General features: G+C 73.6%; 17 protein-coding genes, 1 tRNA gene and 2 pseudogenes. 9 read left to right on the top strand and 11 right to left on the bottom strand.

Going from position 1 to position 20,758, the window contains the following annotated elements; all coding sequences use genetic code 11:
• Window positions 1-25: 25 nt before the first annotated feature.
• The 3 genes and pseudogenes from ACDF64_RS00675 to ACDF64_RS00665 form a co-directional block, all read left to right on the top strand.
• Entirely contained in the window at window positions 26-1,342 is a 1,317-nt protein-coding gene (locus tag ACDF64_RS00675; RefSeq protein ID WP_394552869.1) for a cytidylyltransferase domain-containing protein, read from the top strand.
• The gene (locus ACDF64_RS00670) at window positions 1,339-2,247 is read left to right on the top strand and encodes an N-acetylneuraminate synthase family protein (protein WP_394552868.1); all 909 of its coding nucleotides are present in this window, start codon (window positions 1,339-1,341) and stop codon (window positions 2,245-2,247) included. Before ACDF64_RS00675 ends, ACDF64_RS00670 begins: the two co-directional genes overlap by 4 nt.
• A pseudogene (locus tag ACDF64_RS00665) lies at window positions 2,244-3,314 on the top strand (DUF6716 putative glycosyltransferase); the annotation flags it as partial. The gene ACDF64_RS00670 and the pseudogene ACDF64_RS00665, both read left to right, overlap by 4 nt.
• A 294-nt stretch (window positions 3,315-3,608) precedes the next feature.
• Here ACDF64_RS00665 and ACDF64_RS00660 read toward each other — a convergent pair.
• Together ACDF64_RS00660 and ACDF64_RS00655 are read right to left on the bottom strand one after the other, a co-directional pair.
• The gene (locus ACDF64_RS00660) at window positions 3,609-4,145 is read right to left on the bottom strand and encodes a gamma carbonic anhydrase family protein (protein WP_394552867.1); all 537 of its coding nucleotides are present in this window, start codon (window positions 4,143-4,145) and stop codon (window positions 3,609-3,611) included.
• A gap of 9 nt (window positions 4,146-4,154) precedes the next feature.
• Window positions 4,155-5,477: an APC family permease gene (locus ACDF64_RS00655; protein WP_394552866.1), complete on the bottom strand. Its 1,323-nt coding sequence runs from the start codon at window positions 5,475-5,477 to the stop codon at window positions 4,155-4,157.
• Window positions 5,478-5,527: 50 nt separating this feature from the next.
• Between ACDF64_RS00655 and ACDF64_RS00650 the strand changes: the two genes are divergently transcribed.
• Complete coding sequence (locus ACDF64_RS00650; RefSeq protein ID WP_394552865.1) at window positions 5,528-6,055, top strand: YbaK/EbsC family protein; 528 nt, start codon at window positions 5,528-5,530, stop codon at window positions 6,053-6,055.
• Window positions 6,056-6,076: 21 nt separating this feature from the next.
• Here the strand turns inward: ACDF64_RS00650 and galK are convergent, their stop codons facing one another.
• Window positions 6,077-7,234 (bottom strand): galactokinase, encoded by a 1,158-nt coding sequence (gene galK, locus ACDF64_RS00645; RefSeq protein ID WP_394552864.1) that lies wholly within the window; start codon window positions 7,232-7,234, stop codon window positions 6,077-6,079.
• Window positions 7,231-8,352 carry a galactose-1-phosphate uridylyltransferase gene (gene galT, locus ACDF64_RS00640; protein WP_394555021.1) on the bottom strand — a complete coding sequence of 374 codons (1,122 nt, stop codon included), beginning with the start codon at window positions 8,350-8,352 and terminating at the stop codon, window positions 7,231-7,233. Before galT ends, galK begins: the two co-directional genes overlap by 4 nt.
• A 137-nt stretch (window positions 8,353-8,489) precedes the next feature.
• On the opposite strand from galT, the gene ACDF64_RS00635 reads away from it, so the two are divergent.
• Both ACDF64_RS00635 and ACDF64_RS00630 read left to right on the top strand, forming a co-directional pair.
• The gene (locus ACDF64_RS00635) at window positions 8,490-9,308 is read left to right on the top strand and encodes a DeoR/GlpR family DNA-binding transcription regulator (protein ID WP_394552863.1); all 819 of its coding nucleotides are present in this window, start codon (window positions 8,490-8,492) and stop codon (window positions 9,306-9,308) included.
• 74 nt (window positions 9,309-9,382) lie between these two features.
• Window positions 9,383-10,321: an aldose 1-epimerase family protein gene (locus tag ACDF64_RS00630; RefSeq protein WP_394552862.1), complete on the top strand. Its 939-nt coding sequence runs from the start codon at window positions 9,383-9,385 to the stop codon at window positions 10,319-10,321.
• Between the two features lie 12 nt (window positions 10,322-10,333).
• Here the strand turns inward: ACDF64_RS00630 and ACDF64_RS00625 are convergent, their stop codons facing one another.
• Window positions 10,334-11,509 (bottom strand): MarP family serine protease, encoded by a 1,176-nt coding sequence (locus ACDF64_RS00625; RefSeq protein WP_394552861.1) that lies wholly within the window; start codon window positions 11,507-11,509, stop codon window positions 10,334-10,336.
• A 208-nt stretch (window positions 11,510-11,717) separates the two neighbouring features.
• Between ACDF64_RS00625 and ACDF64_RS00620 the strand changes: the two genes are divergently transcribed.
• Entirely contained in the window at window positions 11,718-12,767 is a 1,050-nt protein-coding gene (locus ACDF64_RS00620) for an LLM class F420-dependent oxidoreductase (RefSeq protein ID WP_394552860.1), read from the top strand.
• A 271-nt stretch (window positions 12,768-13,038) separates the two neighbouring features.
• On the opposite strand, the gene ACDF64_RS00615 is transcribed toward ACDF64_RS00620, so the two are convergent.
• Window positions 13,039-13,110, bottom strand: a tRNA-Lys gene (locus tag ACDF64_RS00615).
• Window positions 13,111-13,196: 86 nt separating this feature from the next.
• Between ACDF64_RS00615 and ACDF64_RS00610 the strand changes: the two genes are divergently transcribed.
• Window positions 13,197-13,835: a DNA-directed RNA polymerase subunit beta gene (locus ACDF64_RS00610; protein ID WP_394552859.1), complete on the top strand. Its 639-nt coding sequence runs from the start codon at window positions 13,197-13,199 to the stop codon at window positions 13,833-13,835.
• A gap of 246 nt (window positions 13,836-14,081) precedes the next feature.
• The gene (locus ACDF64_RS00605) at window positions 14,082-14,969 is read left to right on the top strand and encodes an aminodeoxychorismate lyase (protein ID WP_394552858.1); all 888 of its coding nucleotides are present in this window, start codon (window positions 14,082-14,084) and stop codon (window positions 14,967-14,969) included.
• Window positions 14,970-15,014: 45 nt separating this feature from the next.
• On the opposite strand, the gene ACDF64_RS00600 is transcribed toward ACDF64_RS00605, so the two are convergent.
• From ACDF64_RS00600 to pstS, 5 genes and pseudogenes are all read right to left on the bottom strand, one after another.
• A complete protein-coding gene (locus ACDF64_RS00600; RefSeq protein WP_394552857.1) occupies window positions 15,015-16,196 on the bottom strand; it encodes an NADP-dependent malic enzyme in 1,182 nt (393 codons plus the stop codon).
• A gap of 326 nt (window positions 16,197-16,522) precedes the next feature.
• A pseudogene (gene pstB, locus ACDF64_RS00595) lies at window positions 16,523-17,303 on the bottom strand (phosphate ABC transporter ATP-binding protein PstB).
• A gap of 49 nt (window positions 17,304-17,352) precedes the next feature.
• Window positions 17,353-18,462 carry a phosphate ABC transporter permease PstA gene (gene pstA, locus ACDF64_RS00590; RefSeq protein ID WP_394552856.1) on the bottom strand — a complete coding sequence of 370 codons (1,110 nt, stop codon included), beginning with the start codon at window positions 18,460-18,462 and terminating at the stop codon, window positions 17,353-17,355.
• Window positions 18,462-19,406, bottom strand: a complete 945-nt coding sequence (pstC, locus tag ACDF64_RS00585) for a phosphate ABC transporter permease subunit PstC (protein WP_394552855.1) — start codon at window positions 19,404-19,406, stop codon at window positions 18,462-18,464. Before pstC ends, pstA begins: the two co-directional genes overlap by 1 nt.
• 114 nt (window positions 19,407-19,520) lie before the next feature.
• A complete protein-coding gene (pstS, locus tag ACDF64_RS00580; protein WP_394552854.1) occupies window positions 19,521-20,612 on the bottom strand; it encodes a phosphate ABC transporter substrate-binding protein PstS in 1,092 nt (363 codons plus the stop codon).
• Window positions 20,613-20,758: the final 146 nt, after the last annotated feature.

Raw genomic sequence — 20,758 nt, 5'->3', positions numbered from 1 at the left:
ACCTCCCGCACGTAGCGTCGCCGGCATGGAAGCTGTCGGGCCGGAATCGCGGGGGGTCGCCGTGGCGATCATCCCCGCCCGCGGCGGTTCCAAGGGACTGCCCGGCAAGAACGTGATGCGCGTGGGGGGCGTCTCACTCGTGGGCAGGGCGGTGGCGGCGGCGAGGGCCGCCGCCACCGTCGGCACCGTGGTCGTGACCACGGACGACCCCGAGATCGCCCAGGCCGCGTCGACGGCCGGCGCGATCGTCGTCGACCGGCCCGCCGAGCTCGCGGGCGACACCGCCACGAGCGAGTCGGCCGTGCTGCACGCGCTCGACGACCTCCGTGCCCGGGGCCTGCCCGAGGCATCCGTCACGCTCTTCATCCAGGCGACCTCGCCGTTCCTCGACCCCGCCGACCTCGACTCGGCCGTCGTGCGCATCGCCACGGGCGATGCCGACAGCGTGTTCTCGGCCGTCCCGAGCCACGCGTTCCTCTGGCGCGTGCTCGAAGCGAGCCCCGACCACGGCTGGGAGTCCGCCGCGGCGGGCGTGAACCACGACGCCGCCGTGCGGGCGCGCCGACAGGACCGCCCGGCCGAGTTCCGCGAGACCGGCGCGTTCTACGCGATGCGGACGCGGGGTTTCCGGGCCGCCGGCCACCGGTTCTTCGGGCGCATCGCCGTCCAGCGGGTGCCCGAGCTGCACGGCATCGAGATCGACACCGCGTCCGACCTCGTGATCGCGCAGGCGCTCGTGAACCTGATCGACGGGCCCGTGCACGCGATCGAGGCCGACGCCGTGGTCACCGACTTCGACGGCGTGCACACCGACGACACCGCGATCGTCGGCGAGGCCGGCGTCGAGTTCGTCCGCGTGAGCCGGTCCGACGGGCACGGCGTCGCGAGCCTGCGGGAGGCCGGGATCCCGGTGCTCATCCTCTCCGCGGAGACCCACCCGCTGGTGTCGGCGCGTGCCGCGAAGCTCGGCGTCGAGGTCCGGCAGGGGGTCGCCGACAAGGGCGCCGAACTGCGCGCGTGGGCGGCCGAGCGGGGCATCCCACTCGATCGCATCGCCTACCTCGGGAACGACCGCGGCGACCTGCCGGCCCTCCGGATCGTCGGATGGCCCGTGGCGGTCGCCGACGCGGTCCCGGACGTGCAGCGCGTCGCACGCATCGTGCTCGACCGCCGAGGCGGGCACGGCGCCGTGCGCGAGCTCGCCGACGCGGTCCTCGCGGCCCGCCGCGTGCGGGAGCACCGCCCCGCGCAGGGCGGGCGCGACGCCGACCGGGCGGCCGCGGCGCCGCCGCGCGAGATCCCCGACGACCTCGCATCCGTGATCACCCTCGAAGGAGCATGACCATGACCCTCACGCACGCACGACCCGTCGCGATCGGCCGGCACCTCGTCGGCACCGGTCGCCCCGTGCACGTGATCGCCGAGATCGGCCTGAACCACAACGGCGACGTCGAGCTCGCGAAGCGGCTCATCGACGTCGCGGCGGCCGCGGGCTGCCAGGCGGTCAAGTTCCAGAAGCGCACGCCCGAGCTCGCGACGCCGGAGCACATGAAGGATGTCCCGCGCGAGACGCCGTGGGGCACGATGAGCTACCTCGACTACCGCCGCCGCGTCGAGTTCGGCCGCGACGAGTACCTCGAGGTCGCCCGGCACGCTGACCTCGCGGGCCTCGACTGGTTCGCCTCGCCGTGGGACGAGCCGTCGGTGGCGTTCCTCGAGGAGGTCGGCGCGGTCGCGCACAAGGTCGCCTCGGCGTCGGTCACCGACCTCCCGCTGCTGCGCGCGCTCGCCGAGACCGGCAAGCCGGTGATCCTCTCGACCGGCATGTCGACGCTCGCCGAGATCGACGACGCCGTGGCCGCGCTCGGCGGCGTGGACACCGGGCGGCTCGTGATCCTGCACGCCACGTCGAGCTACCCGATGCCGCCCGAGGAGGCGAACCTCCGCACGATCCGGACGCTCGCCGACCGGTACCCCGGCGTCCCGATCGGCTACTCGGGGCACGAGAAGGGCCTGCAGATCTCGCTCGCGGCGGTCGCGCTCGGCGCGGTCGCCGTCGAACGCCACATCACGCTCGACCGCACGATGTGGGGCAGCGACCACTCGGCGTCGCTCGAGCCGCAGGGCCTCGAGCACCTCGTGCGGGACATCCGCATCATCGAGGAGGCGATGGGCGACGGCGTGAAGCGGGTGTTCCCGGGCGAGCTCGCGCCCAAGGCGAAGCTCCGCAGGGTCCTGCAGCCGTGAGCCGGGCGGATGCCCCGCGCCGGCGCCTCCTCGTCGTCGCGGACTCCGACTCGTACCTGAAATGGGGCGCAGCCCTCGCCTCCACGCTGCCCGGCGACCGGTGGCGGGCGCACGTCGCGGTGATCCGCAGCCCCGTCATGCCGAGCGAGCGGCAGCTCGAGGCGGCGCTCGCGGGGTCGCGGTTCGATCCCGGCGACGTGGCGGTCGTGCCGCTCGAGGAGCTCGACGACCTGCTCGACCGGCGAGCGCCCGACGCCGTGTTGCTCGCGCTGCGCGGCCCGTTCGTGCGCGTGGTCGCGCCGCGGATCCTGCGACGCCCGGCGCGTCCCGTGCTGCTCAGCGGATTCCCCGGCCTCACCATCCCCGCCGTCCCGAAGGCGATCGTGTACCGCGAGCAGACCGACCTCGTGGTCCTGCACAGCCGGCGCGAGTTGCGCGACTTCGACGAGCTCGCGGCGACGCTCGGCATCCGGGCGCGGTTCGGCCTCGCGACGCTCCCGTTCCTGCGCGTGCGCGGCGGGTTGAAGGGCGCCGTGCCCGACCCGACGGCGGCCTCGGCCGGCACGGTCGGCAGCGCGTTCGACGTCGTCTTCGCCGCGCAGGCGAAGGTGCCCGCGGAGCGCGAGGATCGCGTGCGCCTGCTCGGCTGGCTGGCCGAGCACGCGCGCCGGCACCCGGAGCACCGGGTGGTCGTGAAGGTGCGGGCGCGGGCGGGGGAGGCGCAGACCCACCTCGAGGAGTTCGACTTCGGCGACCTGGTCGCCGAGGTGGGCGCGCCTTCGAACCTGGTCGTCGAGGACGGCCCGATGCACGCCCACCTCGCGCGAGCCGGGGCGCTCGTGACGGTGAGCTCGACGGCGGCGATCGAGGCGGTCGCGTCCGGCGTGCCGGTGCTGCTGCTGGACGACTTCGGCATCTCGCCGGCGATGATCAACACGGTGTTCGTCGAGTCGGGCCTCTTCGGCGACGCCGAGGACCTGGTCGCGGGGCGCTGGCGTCGCGCCGACCCGGCGTGGCGGCGGGACAATTACTTCCACGGCGCGGACCACGACGACTGGATCGTCCGGCTCGACGCGCTCGCGGCCGCGCGGGACGTCGCGCCGCTGCCGGTGCTGCCGCGCTCGCGGGACCGCGCGGGCGGCGCGCTGCGCGCGGCCTACGATCGGCGGCGCATGCTCGGCGAGCACGACCGGTCCGCCGTGGGGCGGGCGGCGATGGCCGTCGGGATCCCGGCGCGCTGGACGGTGCGCCGCTGGCGGGCGCTGCGGCGGCGCGTGGGAGGCGCGGGCGCTGCAGGCGGTGCGGTCGGCCAGGCGGCCGCGGATGCCCCGCTCGGCCCTGGTGCCGCGCCCGGAGGCGGCTCAGTCGAGCGGCGCGAGGTGCTCGGCGACGTGCCGCAGGTAGGCGTCGGCGTTGCGCCGGATGCCCGCACGCTCGTCGTCGGTGAGCTCGCGGCGGACCTTCGCAGGCACGCCCGCGACGAGTGAGCCGGGCGGCACGATCGTGCCCTCGAGTACGACCGCGCCGGCCGCGACCAGCGAGCCCTCGCCGATGACGGCGCCGTTCAGGACCGTGGCGCTCATGCCGATGAGGCTGTCGTCGCCGATCGTGCAGCCGTGCAGCACCGCGGTGTGGCCGACCGATACGTTCCGCCCGATCGTGAGCGGGAACCCGTGGTCGACGTGGCACACGACGTTGTCCTGCAGGTTGGAGCCCTCGCCGAGCACGATCGCGGCCGCCTCCGCGCGCAGGACCGCGTTGTACCAGACGCTCGAGCCGGCCTCGAGCCGCACGTCGCCCACGACCACCGCGCCCGGAGCCACGTAGGCGTCCGCGGCGAGGGCCGGTGCGGGGATGCCGGCGAGGGGGATGATCCGGGCGGCGGGGTCTGCGCTCATGCGGCCAGCCTAGGTCGCCCGCGGGGTCGCCGGTCCGCGCGGCGGCCGGCGGCGCCACCGCGTCGTCGCGAGCCGGTACGCGGTCCCCGCGGCGAACACCGCGACGCCGCCGACGACCGCGGCGATCGGGAGCGCGAACGCGAGCACGAGGCATCCGATCGCGCCCGCGACCGACAGCCAGCGCGGGACCAGGCGCTCGCCCGCGGGCTGGCGCAGGGCCGACGCGTTCGCGACGAGGTAGTACGCGAGCACGCCGAACGAGCTGAACCCGATCGCGCCGCGCAGGTCGACGGTCGCGACGAGCGCCACGATCACGAGGGCGACCGCGATCTCGGCGATCCAGGGCACGCGCGTGCGCGGGTGGACGCCCGCGAGCACGGACGGCAGCTCGCGGTCGCGGGCCATCGCGAGCGTCGTGCGGCCGATCCCGGCGAGGAGTGCGAGCAGGGCACCGAGTGCCGCGAGCGCGGCCGCGCCCCGGACGATCGGCTCCGCCCAGGCCCAGCCGGCGGCCGCGACGACCGCGGTGAGCGGCGCGTCCGAGCGCGCGGTCGCCGTCCCGCCGAGCGCGGCGAGGAGCGTCGTGCCGACGAGCGCGTAGACGGCGACGACGATCCCGAGCGAGATCGCGACCGCGCGCGGGATCGTGCGCCGCGGCGCCACGACCTCCTCGCCGAGGGTCGCGACGCGCGCGTAGCCCGCGAACGCGAAGAACAGCAGGCCCGCCGACTGCAGCACGCCCCACGCGGCCGGGGCCCACGCGCCCGGCGCCCACGTGCCCGGCGCCGACGCATCCGTCGCCGCGTCGCCGAACGCGGACCCCTCGGCTGCGACGTGGCCGAAGCCGGCGACGACGACCAGGGCGAGCACGGCGAGGACGACCGCGACGATGATCGCGGCGGCCCGCGTGGTCCGCGTGATGCCGAGGAGGTTCACGGTCGCGACCGCGACGACCGCGACGATCGCGGTCGGCCGCTCCCACTCGTCGGGCACGAGGTAGTCGGCCGCGGTGAGTGCCATCGCCGCGCAGCTCGCGGTCTTGCCGACGACGAACCCCCACCCCGCGAGGAACCCCGGCCACTCGCCGAGGTGCAGTCGCCCGAAGCGGTACGCGCCGCCGGATTCGGGATGCCGCGCCGCGAGTTGCGCGGTCGACGCGGCGTTCGCGAACGCGACGAATGCGGCGACCGCCAGCCCGACGAGCAGGAGGTCCCCGGCGGCGCCCGCCGCGGGCCCGAACGCCGAGAACACGCCGGCCCCGATCATCGAGGCGAGCCCGATCGCCACGGCGCCGCCGAGCGTGATGCGCCGCGCCAGGCCCCGATCGGTCATGCCCGCAGGGTACCGAGGCCGGGTGAACGGCGCGCGCCTAGGATCGGAGGATGACCCAGCCCTCGCATCCCGCCGTCGACCGCGTCGCCGAGGCCCTCGCCGCCCGGGGCGTGTCGGCCGAGATCACCTGGTTCGACGACGCCGTGACGACCGCCCAGCTCGCCGCGGACGCGCTCGGCATCGAGGTCGGCCAGATCGCGAACTCGCTCGTGTTCCTGCTCGACGACGAGCCGATCCTGGTGCTCACCTCGGGTGCGCACCGCGTCGACACCGAGTGGCTCGGCGCCGAGCTCGGCGGGGTCATCCGACGCGCGTCCAAGGACGACGTGAAGGACGCGACCGGCCAGGTGATCGGCGGCGTCGCGCCGGTCGGGCACCCGGCCCCCGTGCGCACGGTCGTCGACACGATGCTCGCCGACCACGACGTGGTGTGGGCCGCGGCCGGGCACGCGAAGACCGTCTTCCCGACCACGTTCGACGAACTCGTGCGCATCACGGGCGGCACGCCGCGCCCGGTCGAGCCGCGCGCGGCGGGCGCGGTCGACCGGGGCGCGACGGCGTCCGCGGGCGCCGCCTAGCCTCGGGGCATCCGACCGGGGCTACGCGTCGCGCCGGGCGCCCGCGCTCGGCTGCTCCGTGAAGATCACGGGCGCGCCGAAGCCGTGCTCCGCGAACGCGGCGCGCACGGCCGAGGTCACCTCGTCGACGCGGTCGTCCGCGACGAGCGCGATGGCCGAGCCGCCGAAGCCGCCGCCGGTCATCCGGGCGCCGATCGCCCCCGCGGCCCGGGCGGTCTCCACCGCGAGGTCGATCTCGGGCACGGTGATCTCGAAGTCGTCCCGCATTGAGGCGTGCGAGGCGTCGAGCAGCGATCCGATCGCCCCCGGCCCGTGCTCGCGCAGCGTGCGCACGGTGTCGAGCACGCGGCGGTCCTCGGTCACGACGTGGCGCACGCGCCGGAACGTCTCGTCGTCGAGCACGGCCTGCGCCCGGTCCAGGTCCTCGACGCGGAGGTCCCGGAGCGCCGGCACGCCGAGCGCCGTCGCGCCGGCCTCGCACGACGCCCGCCGCGCGGCGTACCCGCCGGTCGCGTGCGCGTGCTCGACCTTGGTGTCGATCACGACCAGCGTGAGGCCCTCGGCGGCGAACCGCAGGGGGATCACCTCGGCGTCGAGGCTCCGGCAGTCGAGGAACACGGCCGCGTCGGGCTCGCTGAGCAGCGTCGCCGACTGGTCGAGGATGCCCGTGGGCGCGCCCACGACCTCGTTCTCGGCGAGCTGGCCGACCTTCGCGAGCGTCGGCCGGTCGAGGCCGAGGCCCCAGTGCTCGTCGAGCGCGAGCGCGACGGCGCTCTCGAGCGCGGCCGAGGACGACAGGCCGGCGCCGACGGGCACGTCGCTCGTGATGTACAGGTCGACGCCGCGCACGTGCGCGAGGTCGGCCCCGAACCGGCCGAGGGCCCAGGTCACGCCGAGCGGGTAGGCGGCCCAGCCGTCGACCGCGTGCGGCGCGAGGTCGTCGAGGTGGATCTCGACCGCGTCGGGCGCGAACGAGGTCGCGACGCGGACGACGCGGTCGTGCCGGTCGCCGAGGGCGACCCACGTGCGCTCGGCGATCGCGAACGGGAAGACGAATCCGTCGTTGTAGTCGGTGTGCTCGCCGATGAGGTTGACGCGACCGGGCGCCGACCACACGCCGACGGGCGCGTGGCCGTAGTACTCGGTGAACCGCTGGTGCGTTCCGGCGGCGTCGGTCATGCGCTGACCCTCTCGATCGCGGCGCGGAGCGCCTCTGCCTGCGTCTCCGGGGGGACGTCCCCGATCCATGCGCCCATCGCGGCCTCCGAGCCGGCGAGGAACTTGAGCCGGTCGGCTGCGCGCCGCGGGCTCGTCAGCTGCATCGTGAGCCGGACCTCGTCGCGGCGCTCGTGGACGGGCGCCTGGTGCCAGGCGGCGATGTACGGCGTGGGCGTGTCGTAGAGCGCGTCGACGCCGCGGAGCACGCGCAGGTAGACGCTCGCGAGCTCGTCGCGCTCGTCGAGCGTCGTCTCGGCGAGGTCGGGCACGTGGCGGTGCGGCACGAGGTGGATCTCGATGGGCCAGCGCGCGGCGAACGGCACGTAGGCGCTCCAGTGCTCGCCGCGCAGCAGCACGCGGGGCCCGTCGAGCTCGCTCGCGATGGTGTCGGCCAGGAGCGTCGGGCCGTACGCGTCGATCGCGTCGAGCAGGCGCTGGGTGCGCGGCGTCACGTACGGGTACGAGTAGATCTGGCCGTGCGGATGCCCCAGCGTCACGCCGATGGCCTCGCCGCGGTTCTCGAACGGGAAGACCTGCTGCACGCCGGGCAGCGCCGAGAGCTCGGCGGTGCGGTGCGCCCAGGCCTCGATCACGGTGCGGGCGCGCGAGACGGATTGCGTGCCGAAGGAGCCCTCGTGCTCGGGGCTGAAGCACACGACCTCGCAGCGGCCGACCGACGGCAGGGTGCGCCCGATGCCGACCGCGCGGGTCGCGGCGAGGGCGGAGGCCGGGTCGGCGCCGGGCTCGGCGAGTTCGGGGCCGAACGAGGGGGAGCGGTTCTCGAAGACCGCGACGTCGTAGGTCGACGGGATCTCCGAGGGGTTGCCCTCGGCCTGCGGGGCGAGCGGATCGAGGTTCGCGGGCGGCAGGAACACGCGGTTCTGGCGCGCGGCGGCGATCGAGACCCAGTCGCCCGTGAGCGGGTCCTGCCGCATGTGCGCGGTCGCCGGGCGCGGGTCGAGCACGCGCGCGTCGACGGCCCGGTCGGGCCCGAGCGTCGTGTCGGCGTCGTCGAAGTAGATGAGCTCGCGGCCGTCGGCGAGCGGGTCGCGCCGGACCGCGATGCGCGGGTCGGCGATGCGTAGGGCGGGTGCTCCGGATGCCTCGGCGGATCCGTCGTTCGGGGCGTTCACGCCGCACACGATACGCCAGTTGCGTTTTGCAAACAACCCGGTTGCGTATTGCAAAGTTCGAGCGGTCGGGCGAGAATCCTCGTGTGTCCGCACCGATCGAATCCGCCCGGCGTCGCGAGCTCGCGCTCGCGCTCGTCGCCGAGCGCGGGTTCGTCCGGGTCGCCGACCTCGCGGCCTCGTTCGGCGTGACCGCCGTGACCGCGCGCGCCGACCTGGACGCGCTCGAGCGGACCGGCGGCATCCGCCGCGTCCACGGCGGCGCCGTGCCCGCGTCGGCCGTCGCGGAAGGGCGACCGGACCGCGAGCCCAGCTTCGAGGAGGCGCTCGAGGCGGGCGTCCTGCCCAAGCGCGCGATCGGGCGTGCCGCCGCCGACCTCGTGCGCACCGGCCAGAGCATCCTGCTCGACGTGGGGACGACGACCCTCCAGGTCGCGCGCGCCCTCCGCGCGCGCACCGACCTCGAGGACGTCACGATCTTCACCAACGGACTGTCGATCGCGCTCGAGCTCGAGCCGGAGATCCCGCGCTTCACGGTGATCGTGACGGGCGGCACCCTCCGCCCGAAGCAGCACTCGCTCGTCCACCCGCTCGCGCGCACCATGCTCGACGAGATCCACGTCGACCTCGCGGTGCTCGGCTGCAACGGCGTCGACGCGACCCGCGGCGTCACGAACGCCAACCTCCCCGAGGCCGAGGTCAAGGCCCTCATGCTGCGCGCGGCCACGCGCTCGGTCGTGGTGGCGGATGCCTCGAAGCTCGGCGAGGTCCACCTCGGGCGGATCGCGGGGATCGACGAGGTCGACCTCCTCCTGACCGACGACCAGGCCCCCGCCGTCCTCGTGGGGGAGCTCCGCGACGCCGGCCTCGAGGTGCGGACGGCGGCCGCCGCCCCGGCCGTGTGAGGTCCCGCGTCCGGTGCGCGACGGTGGATGACCCGCGCGCATTCACGGGCATCCGACGCCCTAGAGTGGTCTGCATGACGCAGGCCACCGGTGATCAGTACGTCCTCGAGACCTCGACCGCGAGCGGCGAGCTCCGGGCGACGATCACGGGCGTCGCGGCCGCGATCCGCACGCTCTCGATCGACGGCGTCGACCTCGTGCCGTCCTACGGCGAAGACCAGACCCCGCCCTCGGGCGCGGGCATCGTCCTCGTCCCGTGGCCCAACCGCATCCGCGACGGCCGGTGGAGCCACGCCGGCACCGAGTACCAGCTCGCGATCACCGAGCCCAAGCTCGGCAACGCGATCCACGGCCTGCTCCGGCACACCGAGTACCGCGAGGTCGAGCGCGAGCGCGACTCGGTCACGCTCGCCGCGACGGTGTTCCCGCAGCCGGGCTATCCGTTCCTGCTCGGCTCGGCCGTGACGTACGAACTCGTCTCCGATGGGCTCCGGGTCACGCACCACCTCCAGAACCAGGGCGCCGAGCCCGCCCCGATCGCCGTCGGCACGCACCCGTTCGTCAAGATCGGCGGCGTCCCCACCGAAGACCTCGTGCTCCGCCTCGACGCCGCGAGCCACATCGAGGTCGACGACCGCCTCCTGCCCACGGGCGAGGTGCCCGTTGCCGGCACCGAGTGGGACTTCCGCGAGGGCCGGCGCGTCGGCGACGTCTCGCTCGACGACGCGTTCGGCGAACTTTCGAGCGACGAGGACGGCTTCGTCGAGCACACCCTGACCGCGCCCGACGGGCGGAGCGTCTCGATCTGGGCCGAGGACGAGTTCGCCTTCGTGCAGGTCTACACGACGCGCACCTTCCCGGGCGAGGAGGGCGACGTCGCGATCGCGGTCGAGCCGATGACCGCGCCGGCCGAGGCCTTCAACTCGGGCCGGGGGCTCCGCTGGCTCGACCCGGGCGAGGACTGGCGCGGCACCTGGGGCATCCGCTTCCGCGGGTTCACCGCCGCCGAGTAGCCGCGCGACCCCCTACGACGAGCACTCCCCGGAGTCGACCGCGTCCTGCAGCGACGCGGCGGATCCGATGTACGGGGCGAGCGTCCCGACCGGGATCGCGAACCCGACGCCGGAGACCAGTTCCGCCTTGGCGTAGACCAGGCCGCCGATGGTCCCGTCGCCGGTGAGCACCGGCCCGCCCGAGTTGCCGGGGTCGACCTCGCCCGCGAGCGTCGTCACGTCGCGCGTGTCCGAGCGGCCGTCGACGACGATCGTCATCGGCCCGGTCGCCTCGACGCGCGCGGGCCGCACCTCGAACGGCCCGCCGAACGGGTAGCCGGCGAACACGACGTCGCTTCCCGGCCCCGGCTGCTCGGCGAGCGCGATCGGCGCGGCGTCGAGGTCGACGGCGATGAGCGCGAGGTCCTCGTCGGCCGAGTAGGCCACGACGGTGCCGTCGGCCACGATGCCGTCCGGCGACTCGACCATGGGCTCGTCGACGCCCGCGACCACGTGCGCATTCGTCAGCACGCGGTCGGGCGCGACGACGACGCCTGATCCCGCCGAGATGCGCCCGCACGCGACCGCCGCCCCCGTGATCCGGACCACGGATCCCGAGGCCGCGATGACCTCGGGGTCGTCGACCCCGCCGGTGGGCGCCGACGGCGGCGTCGTCGGTCCGTCCATGACCTCGACGATCCAGGGGAGCGCGCCGCCCACCGCCGCCGAACGGACCTCGGCGAGGAAGCTCTGGGCCGGCGTCGGGGTGATGGACCGGATCGCGTCGACGACCCGCGAGCGCGCGAGCGCGGGCGAGAGCGCCGGAACGCCCATGGCCGCGATCCCGGTGCCGACGAGGAGGATCACGAGCGCGCCGACGACGACGGCCGCGGCCGCGCCCAGGAGCCGGTCGAGGGTGCCCAGGCGGACCGCGCGGGCGCCGCGGCGGAGCATCCGTCCCACCCAGGCGCCGAGCGTCGCGCCGATCGCGATCGCGAGCGTCGCGACGCCGAGCGTCGCCGCGATGCGCCACCCCGGGTCGGGGACCAGGGCCGCCGCCCACGGCATGAGGAGGAATGCGGCCACGCCGCCGACGATCAACCCGACCAGGCCCGCGGCCGTCCGGAGGAACCCGGAAGCCCACCCGTACCAGCCGGCGCCGATGAGCGCGAGCAGGAGCAGCGCGTCGACCACCAGGCTCCAGGTCACGGTGCGCTCCCTCCGGAGGCCCGCTCCGGGGGCATCCGCATCGTTCCAGCCTGCCCTATGAGGCTCGGAGGGCGCTGTGCGGCCGGATTCGTCGGAATCCCACAACGGATGCCCCACCCTCGCGCGCGTTCGGATACAGTCGCGGTCGGCGCCGAGCGGTCGGCGATCGCCCGCGGGGGCGGGCGGAGCACACGATGAGGAGTGACGGATGCGCGTCGGGATGCTGCTGAACTACGCCGGAGGCTTCCGCGAGGTCGCCGACGAGGCGGTCGAGCTCGAGCGGGCCGGCGTCGACCTCATCGCCGTCCCGGAGGCGTACTCGTTCGACGCGGTGAGCCAGCTCGGCTACCTCGCGGCCAGGACCGAGCGGATGACCCTCATGAGCGGCATCCTGCAGCTCTACACGCGCACGCCGACGCTCACCGCGATGACCGCGGCCGGCCTGGACTTCGTGTCGGACGGGCGCTTCGAGCTCGGCATCGGCGCCTCGGGCCCGCAGGTCGTCGAGGGCTTCCACGGCGTGCGATACGACGCGCCGGTCGCCCGGACCGCCGAGCTGATCGAGGTCTGCCGGCAGGTGTGGCGGCGCGAGCCCGTCATCCACCAGGGACGCCACTACCGCATCCCGCTGCCCGCGGACGAGGGCACCGGGCTCGGCAAGCCGCTCAAGCTCATCAACCACCCCGTGCGCGCGAGCATCCCGATCACGGTCGCGGCGCTCGGCCCGAAGTCGGTCGAGCAGACGGCCGAGATCGCCGACGGCTGGCTGCCGATGTTCTTCCACCCGGAGCGGGCGCAGGAGGTCTGGGGCGAGGCCCTCGCCGCCGGGCGCGCACGCCGGTCCGGTGACCTCGCGCCGCTCGACGTGTTCGCGAGCCCTGCGCTCGCGATCACCGACCGCCCCGAGCTCCAGGCGGCGGCGCTCGCGGCCGTGAAGCCGCAACTCGCGCTGTACGTCGGCGGCATGGGTGCGAAGGGCAAGAACTTCTACAACGACCTCATCGCGAGCTACGGCTTCGCCGCCGAGGCGGAGCGCATCCAGGAGCTTTTCCTCGCGGGTCGTCGCGAGGAGGCGGTCCAGGCCGTGCCGGACGAGCTCGTGCGCGCGATCTCGCTCATCGGCTCGGCCGGCGAGGTCGCCGAGCGGGTCGCCGCGTTCGCCGGAGCCGGGGTGACGACCCTCACCGTCACGCCGCTCGCGCGCGACTCCGGCGAGCGGGTCGCACTCATGACGGGGCTTCGTCGGATCGTCGGCTGATCGGCCCGTTCCGTTACCGGCCCGTGTCCTCGGACGCTGGCGGATCCGTCCTCCGGCGACTACCGTGTGAGCACGCCCACGACGACGTGAGGCGGCACGGAGTTCGAGATTCCGACCGCGCACGAAGGTGTGAGCGAAGGGGAAACTGGGGAGGAGCCGCCGGCGGGAAGATCCGGGACGGTGCATCGGGCGACCGGTGCGGGTGAGCGGTCCTGGATCCCCGTCGGGCGGTCTCCGCCGGGCAGGCGGCCAGCAGGCGGTGCGTTCTCGGTGCCCCCGGGGAATTCCGACATCCCGACCCGCTGATTAAAAGTCAGCTGCTCTGCCTCTGAGCTACGGGGGCGTGCCGACGCGTGCGTCGCGCGGCGGCCTCACAGCAGTCTAGGTCACGGCCTTCGGCGTCGAGCGGATGCGGCTAGGGTGTGCGGAATGGGTGCAGACTTCCACCGGCCGACCAGGTTCCGGCCCGGCGCGTTCGACGCCTTCCAGGGCGGGGACGACCCCGCGCAGCTCAGCCGCACCGCCCACGACACCGCGGCGGCGCTGCTCGCGCGCGTGCGGGCGAACCCCGACCCCGAGATCCTCGCGCGCCTCGTCGCGTACACCGACGAGCACGGCATCGACGCGATCGCCGAGCTGTGGTCGCACGCGTCGCCCAAGAGCCTGCCGGGCGCGCTCTGGCGCATCTACCTGCTGCGCGCGCTCATCGCCCAGGATCCCGAGGGCGTCGCGCTCGCCTACCGGCGCGGGGCGGATGCCTCGACCACGATCGATCCCGTCGTCGCGGGCGCGGTGACGCCGACCGGACCCGACGAGGTCCGCGAGCTCGCCGACCGCATCCTGCACGGCCTGTTCGCGGGGGACTTCGCGGTCGCGCTCGAGCGGGCCGCCGCGTTCTGCCGGGTGGCCGCGACCGGCACGGCCGAACTCGCCGACGACGCGGACGCGACCGACCGGATCCACCCCGATCGCCCGGCCGAGCTCACGCGACGGGCGCTCCGCCTGACGGAGCTCGCCGACGACCTGCGCGCGTGCGCGCGCCTCTGGCGGCACGACTCGCTCGACTGAGCGGCCGTCAGAGGGCCGGCTGGGCGTTCGGGGAATAGGTCCGACCGGTCGTCCGTTAGACTCTTCCGTGCCGGGCCGCAGTAACCCCGGGCTCCAACTTTCGCCGCCGCGAGCGGCCACGCGCCGAGAGGCGTTCTGCGGCCCGGTACCCCTTCGCTCCGCGCCCCGCCCTCGCGCGTCCGAGCGTTCGCGCGTCTCGCGTTCCGCGCGGACTCCCGCACGCACGCGCCCGCGTAGCATCGGAGCATGCCCGACACGGTGACCCTCCTGATCGACCCGCTGCCCGCCGACGCCGACGCGGCCGACCTCGCGTCGACCTTCCGCGAGGTCGACGCGACCGCTCCCGCGCTCCGCGTCGGCGAACTGTCGACGCAGCGCGGCGACGGCATCTTCGAGACGATCGGCGTCGTCGACGGTCACGCGCAGGAGGTCCGTCCGCACCTCGAGCGGCTGCGGAACTCGGCCGCCATCTGCGAGCTGCCCGAGCCGAACCTGCGCCAGTGGGAGGCCGCGATCGCGCATGCGGTCGAGCGGATCCCGGGCGTCGGCGAGTTCGCCCTCAAGCTCGTGCTGAGCCGCGGGGTCGAGCACGGCCCGGCCCCCACGGCGTGGCTGCACGTGTCGGCCGCGCGCGACCAGAGCGCGGCGCGCGAGCGGGGCATCCGCGTCGTCACGCTCGACCGCGGCTACGACCGCACCGCGGCCGAGCGCGCGCCCTGGCTGCTGCTCGGCGCGAAGACGCTGTCGTACGCCGTCAACATGGCCGCGCTCCGCGAGGCGGCCCGTCGCGGCGCCGACGACGCGATCTTCCTGTCGTCGGACGGGTACGTGATGGAGGGGCCGACCTCGAGCGTCATCCTCCGCTTCGGCGACGAGTACGCGACCCCGGCCGCGTCCGGTGCGATCCTCCACGGCACGACGCAGGTGAGCCTCTTCGACCACCTCGCCGCGCAGGGCGCGCGGGTCGTCGAGCGCGACGTCGCGGTCGACGAGCTCGAGCGCGCGGATGCCGCGTGGCTGGTGTCGAGCGTGCGCCTCGCGGCCGGGATCACCGAGCTCGACGGGCGCGCGATCCCGTTCGACGCCGACGCGACGCGCGCGTTCAACGCCTACCTGCTCGGGCCGCGCGACTGATCGCACGCGCCCGAGCAGCCCTCGGCACGCCCTACCGGGCGGCCTCTACCGGGCCGCCTCGACGGCGGCGATCACCGCGGCGGCGACGGCCGGGGCGACGCGGTCGTCGAGCGGGCTCGGCACGATGAGGTCGGCCGACAGCTCGTCGCCGACCAGGTCGGCGATCGCGCGCGCGGCGGCGAGCTTCATCTCCGGGGTGATCCGGGTCGCGCCCGCGTCGAGCGCGCCGCGGAAGATGCCGGGGAACGCGAGCACGTTGTTGATCTGGTTGGGGAAGTCGCTGCGCCCGGTGGCGACCACGCGCGCGTACCGGGATGCGACGTCGGGGTGGACCTCGGGGTCGGGGTTCGAGAGCGCGAAGACGATCGCGTCGGGCGACATGCGCGCGATCAGCTCCTCGCCGACGCGGCCGGACGAGACGCCGATGAACACGTCGGCGCCCTCGATCGCGGTCGCCAGGTCGCCCGCGAGACCGCGCGGGTTCGTCCGGGCGGCGTACTCCGCCTTCATGCCGGCGAGGTCCTCGCGGTCGGTCGACAGGATGCCCCGCGAGTCGAGGAGCACGATGTCGGGGATGCCCGCGCGAAGCAGGATCTCGGCGACCGCGATGCCCGCCGCGCCGGCGCCCGAGACGACGACCCGGAGCGACGCGAGCTCGCGCCCGACGACCTTCGCCGCATTGGCGAGTGCGGCGAGCGTCACGACCGCCGTCCCGTGCTGGTCGTCGTGCATGACCGGCATGTCGAGCGCCTCGATGAGCTTCCGCTCGAGCTCGAAGCAGCGCGGCGCCGACACGTCCTCGAGGTTGACCGCGCCGAAGCTCGAGCGCAGCCGCACGAGCGTCTCCACGATCTCGTCGACGTCGTTGGTCTCGACGACGAGGGGGATGGAGTCGAGCCCCCCGAACCGCTTGAACAGGGCGGCCTTGCCCTCCATCACGGGCAGCGAGGCCGCCGCGCCGATGTCGCCGAGGCCGAGCACCGCGCTGCCGTCGCTGACCACCGCGACCAGCCGGCCGGCCCACGTGTAGTGCCGGGCGGCGTCGGGGTTCTGGTGGATGTGGCGGCTGACCGCGGCGACGCCGGGCGTGTAGGCGATCGACAGGTCGCGCTTCGTATCGAGCGGGGCGCCGAGGGCGACCTCGAGCTTGCCGTGCTCGTGCGCCGCGAACACCTCGGCGTCGGTCAGGTGGATGGGCGTGCGGAGGTCGGTGGGGGTGGTGCGCATCGCAGGGAGTTCCTCTCGTGGGCGCGCGCGAGCGCGCGGTGGCGGGAACCGTCCGCGTCGTGACGAGGTGGAGGGCGGGCGCGACGACAGGACGGGCAACGGGCCGGCGTCGGGCAGCGTGGTGCCGCGTCAGCCCCGGGAGCTCACCGTCGTGCGGGTCGCGGGCGGCGCCGCCTGGATGTGCGGGCACCGTGGAACCGACCATAGCATCGCGCCGTCGAGGCATCCGTCGCCGATCGTGCACGCAGAGCGTGCGACGCGCGTTCCGTCATCCCATCGGCCGGCGTAGGCGCAGGCGGCGGTGCCGGCTCGACCAACCCGCCGGCTCAGCCGAATCGGCCGGAGACGTAGTCCTCGGTGGCCTGGATCGACGGCTTCGAGAAGATCGTCGTCGTGTCGGCGTACTCGATGAGCTTGCCCGGCTTGCCGGTCCCGGCGATGTTGAAGAACGCCGTCCGGTCGCTCACGCGCGACGCCTGCTGCATGTTGTGAGTCACGATCACGATCGTGTACTCCTGCTTGAGCTCCTCGATGAGGTCCTCGATCGCGAGCGTCGAGATCGGGTCGAGCGCCGAGCACGGCTCGTCCATCAGGATCACCTCGGGGGAGACCGCGATCGCGCGCGCGATGCACAGGCGCTGCTGCTGCCCTCCGGACAGGCCCGAGCCGGGTCGGTCGAGGCGGTCCTTCACCTCGTTCCAGAGGTTCGCGCCCTGCAGCGACTTCTCGACGAGGGCGTCGGAGTCCGACTTCGACATCCGCCGGTTGTTGAGCCGGACGCCCGCGAGCACGTTGTCCCGGATCGACATCGTGGGGAACGGGTTCGGCCGCTGGAACACCATGCCGACCTGGCGGCGGACGAGCACGGGGTCGACGCCGGGGCCGTCAGAGGTTGTTGCCGTCGATGAGCACGTCGCCCTGCACGCGCGCGCCGGGCGTGACCTCGTGCATGCGGTTGAGGGTCCGCAGGAACGTCGTCTTGCCGCAGCCGGACGGGCCGATGAAGGCCGTCACCGTGCGGGGCTCGATGGTGAGCGTGACGCCCTCGACGGCGAGGAAGTCGCCGTAGTAGACGTTCAGGTCGTTGACTTCGATGCGCTTGGACACGGTACCTTCGGTTCTCGCTCGGTGTGGTCGGGGTGGTCGGATGTCTCGCTCAGCGCCCGAACTTCGGGGAGAAGACCTTGGCGACGATGCGCGCGATGACGTTGAGGATGGCGACGATGAGGATGAGCGTGAGCGCACCGGCCCAGGCCCGGTCGATGTACGCCTGGGTGTCGGTGCCCTGGTTCATGTACTGGGTGTAGACGAAGACGGGCAGCGTCATCATCCGCTCCGAGAACAGGTTGTAGTTCATGCTCGTCGTGAAGCCCGCGACGATGAGCAGGGGCGCGGTCTCGCCGATCACGCGGGCGATCGAGAGCATCACGCCCGTGACGATGCCGGCGATCGAGGTGGGCAGGACCACCTTCACGATCGTGAGCCACTTCGGCACGCCGAGCGCGAAGGATGCCTCGCGGAGCTCGTTCGGGACGAGCCGGAGCATCTCCTCGGAGCTCCGGACGACGACCGGGATCATGAGCACCGAGAGCGCGATCGATCCCGCGAAGCCGCTGCGGTACCCGGGGTCGCCCGTGATCAGCGCGAACAGCGCGAACGCGAACAGGCCCGCCACGATCGAGGGGATGCCGGTCATCACGTCGACGAAGAACGTGATGCCGTGCTTGAGCCGGCCGCGGCCGTACTCGACGAGGTAGATGGCGGTGAGCAGGCCGACCGGGACCGAGATGAGGGCGGCCATGCCCGTGATGAGCAGGGTGCCGACGATCGCGTGCAGCGCACCGCCGCCCGCGCCGACGACGTTGCGCATCGACTGCGAGAAGAACTGGAGGTCGAACCGCGGCAGGCCGTTCACGACGGTGGTCCAGGTCACCGAGATGAGCGGGAGCAGCGCGATCGTGAACGCGGTCGCGACGAGCGCGGTGACGAACCGGTCGGCGGCCTTGCGGCGTCCCTCGATGATCCGCGAGAGCACCCAGATCACGATGGCGTAGAGCACGACGCCGAAGAAGACCGCGCCGACGATGCTGAACTCGCCGCCGTTCGCGGCGGCGAGGATCGCGAAGAACGCGGAGGTCGCGGCGAGGCATCCGATCAGCACCCACAGCGAGGTGAACCGGGGCAGCATGCCCGCGGTGAGCGCGTTCTCGACGGTCGGTGCGGCGTCGCGCTGGGGCGCCTTCCGGGGCGTGGCGGTGAGGCTCATCAGTTCGCTCCCGAGAATTCCTTGCGACGCTCGACGATCCAGCGCGCGAGCATGTTGACCGCGAGGGTGATCACGAAGAGGATCAGGCCCGTCGCGATGAGGATGTTGACCCCGACGCCGTGCGCCTCGGGGAAGTTGAGCGCGATGTTGCCCGCGATCGTGTTCGGGTTCTGCGACTGCAGCACGGCGAACTTGATCACCGCGGCGGGCGAGAGCACCATCGCGACGACCATCGTCTCGCCGAGCGCACGGCCGAGGCCGAGCATCGACGCCGAGATGATGCCCGGACGGCCGAACGGGAGCACCGCGAGCTTGATCATCTCCCAGCGGGTCGCGCCGAGCGCGAGCGCCGCCTCCTCGTGCAGGACCGGCGTCTGGAGGAACACCTCGCGGCACAGGGCGGTGATGATCGGGAGCACCATGACCGCGAGCACGACGGCGACGGTGAGGATGGTCCGGCCCGTGCCCGACACGGGCGGGGCGAAGAGCGGGAACCAGCCGAACCACTCGCTGAGCGTGACCCAGAGCGGCTGGACCCCGGGTGCGAGGACCGTGATGCCCCAGAGGCCGAAGACCACCGAGGGGACGGCCGCGAGCAGGTCGATGATGTACCCGAGGCCCTGCGCGAGCCGGCGCGGGGCGAAGTGGGTGATGAACAGCGCGATGCCGAGCGCGATCGGGATGGCCATCACGAGCGCGAGCAGCGCGGCCCAGATCGTGCCGAACGCGAACGGGATCACGTACTGCCAGAAGTTCTCGGCGTCGCCCTTGAACGAGCCGGGCTCCGCGGTGAACGCGGGCAGCGACTGGGCGACGAGGAACGCGGCGACGGCCGCGAGGGTGACCAGGATCAGGATGCCCGCGATGAGCGTCGACCTGGAGAAGATGCGGTCGCCGAGTCGCTGCCTGGCTCGCTCGGGCGGCGCCGCGGTGGCTGTCGTCATGGGCCGTTGCTCTCCTGGTCTCCGGTGGTGGGTGGTGGCCGGGCGGCTCTCGCCGACGGCCGATCCGCCCGGCCCGGACCCGTTGCGACGGGCCCGAGCCGGGCGGTGCGGTGGTTACTTGACGGTCTCGATGGCTGCCGCGACCTTCGCGCTGAGCTCGTCCGAGAGCGGCGCCGAACCGGCGTTCTCCGCGGCGACGGCCTGGCCCTCGGCGCTCGCGATGTACGAGACGTACGCCTGCACGAGCTCGCCCTGTGCGGCGTCCGCGTACTCCTGGCAGACGATCGCGTAGCTCACGAGCACGAGCGGGTAGTGCGTCGGGTCGGTCGTCTTGCGGTCGATCGCGATCGCGAGGTCGTTCGCCTCGCGACCCTCGACGAGCGGCGACTCCGCGACGACCGCGGCGGCGGCCTCGGCCGTGTAGCCCACGAACTCGTCGCCGACCTTGATGTTCGCGACGCCGAGGTCGCCGGCCTTCGAGGCATCCGCGTAGCCGATGGTGCCGACGCCGTTGGTCACGGCCTCGACGACGCCCGAGGTGCCCTGCGCGCCCTCACCGGTCTGGTAGGGGAACGGGTCGGCCGGCTTCTGGTCCCACACCTCGGGGGCGTTCTGGTACAGGTAGTCGGCGAAGTTCTTCGTCGTGCCCGAGTCGTCCGAGCGGTGCACGGCCGTGATCGGGGTGGCGGGGAGCGTCGCCTGGGTGTTGAGCGCGGCGATCGCCGGGTCGTTCCAGGTGGTGATGTCGCCCTTGAAGATCTTCGCGAGGGTGGCCGCGTCGAGGTTGAGCTCGTCCACGCCCTCCACGTTGAAGATGACGGCGATCGGCGAGATGTAGACCGGCAGGTCGATCGCCGCGGTGTCGGGGGCGCACGAGGCGAATTCGCCCGCGAGCTCCTCGTCGTTCAAGGCCGAGTCCGAGCCTGCGAAGTCGGAGCCGCCGGCGATGAAGGTCTCGCGGCCGGCGCCCGAGCCCGACGGGTCGTAGTTGATCGTGACGCCGGTGTTCGCGGTCTGGAACGCGGCGACCCACGCCTCCTGGGCCGAGCCCTGCGACGAGGCGCCGGCGGCGTTGATGGTGCCGGAGAGCGACGACGCCGACTCGGACGGGTCGGCGGCGCCCGCCTCGTTCGTGGCGCAGGAGGTGAGAGCGAGGGCGGCGACGGCTGCGAGCACGACGGGCACACCGAGACGCTTGAGGTTCACGTGATTCCCTTCCGGGGGTCCAATGCAGGGTTCTTGGTCGGGCCGTGACGGCCCGCCTGCGACGGTAGGACGCTCGCCTTACGAGCTTCCCCCGCGACGGTGAACGGAGGGTGAACGACCGCTTGCGGCTCGGATCGGAAGGGCTG

This window comes from Agromyces sp. MMS24-JH15 (genome assembly GCF_043518605.1).
GTDB lineage: Bacteria > Actinomycetota > Actinomycetes > Actinomycetales > Microbacteriaceae > Agromyces.
The sequence above is the reverse complement of the archived record's forward strand: the minus strand, read 5'-3'. Positions and strand labels throughout refer to the sequence as shown.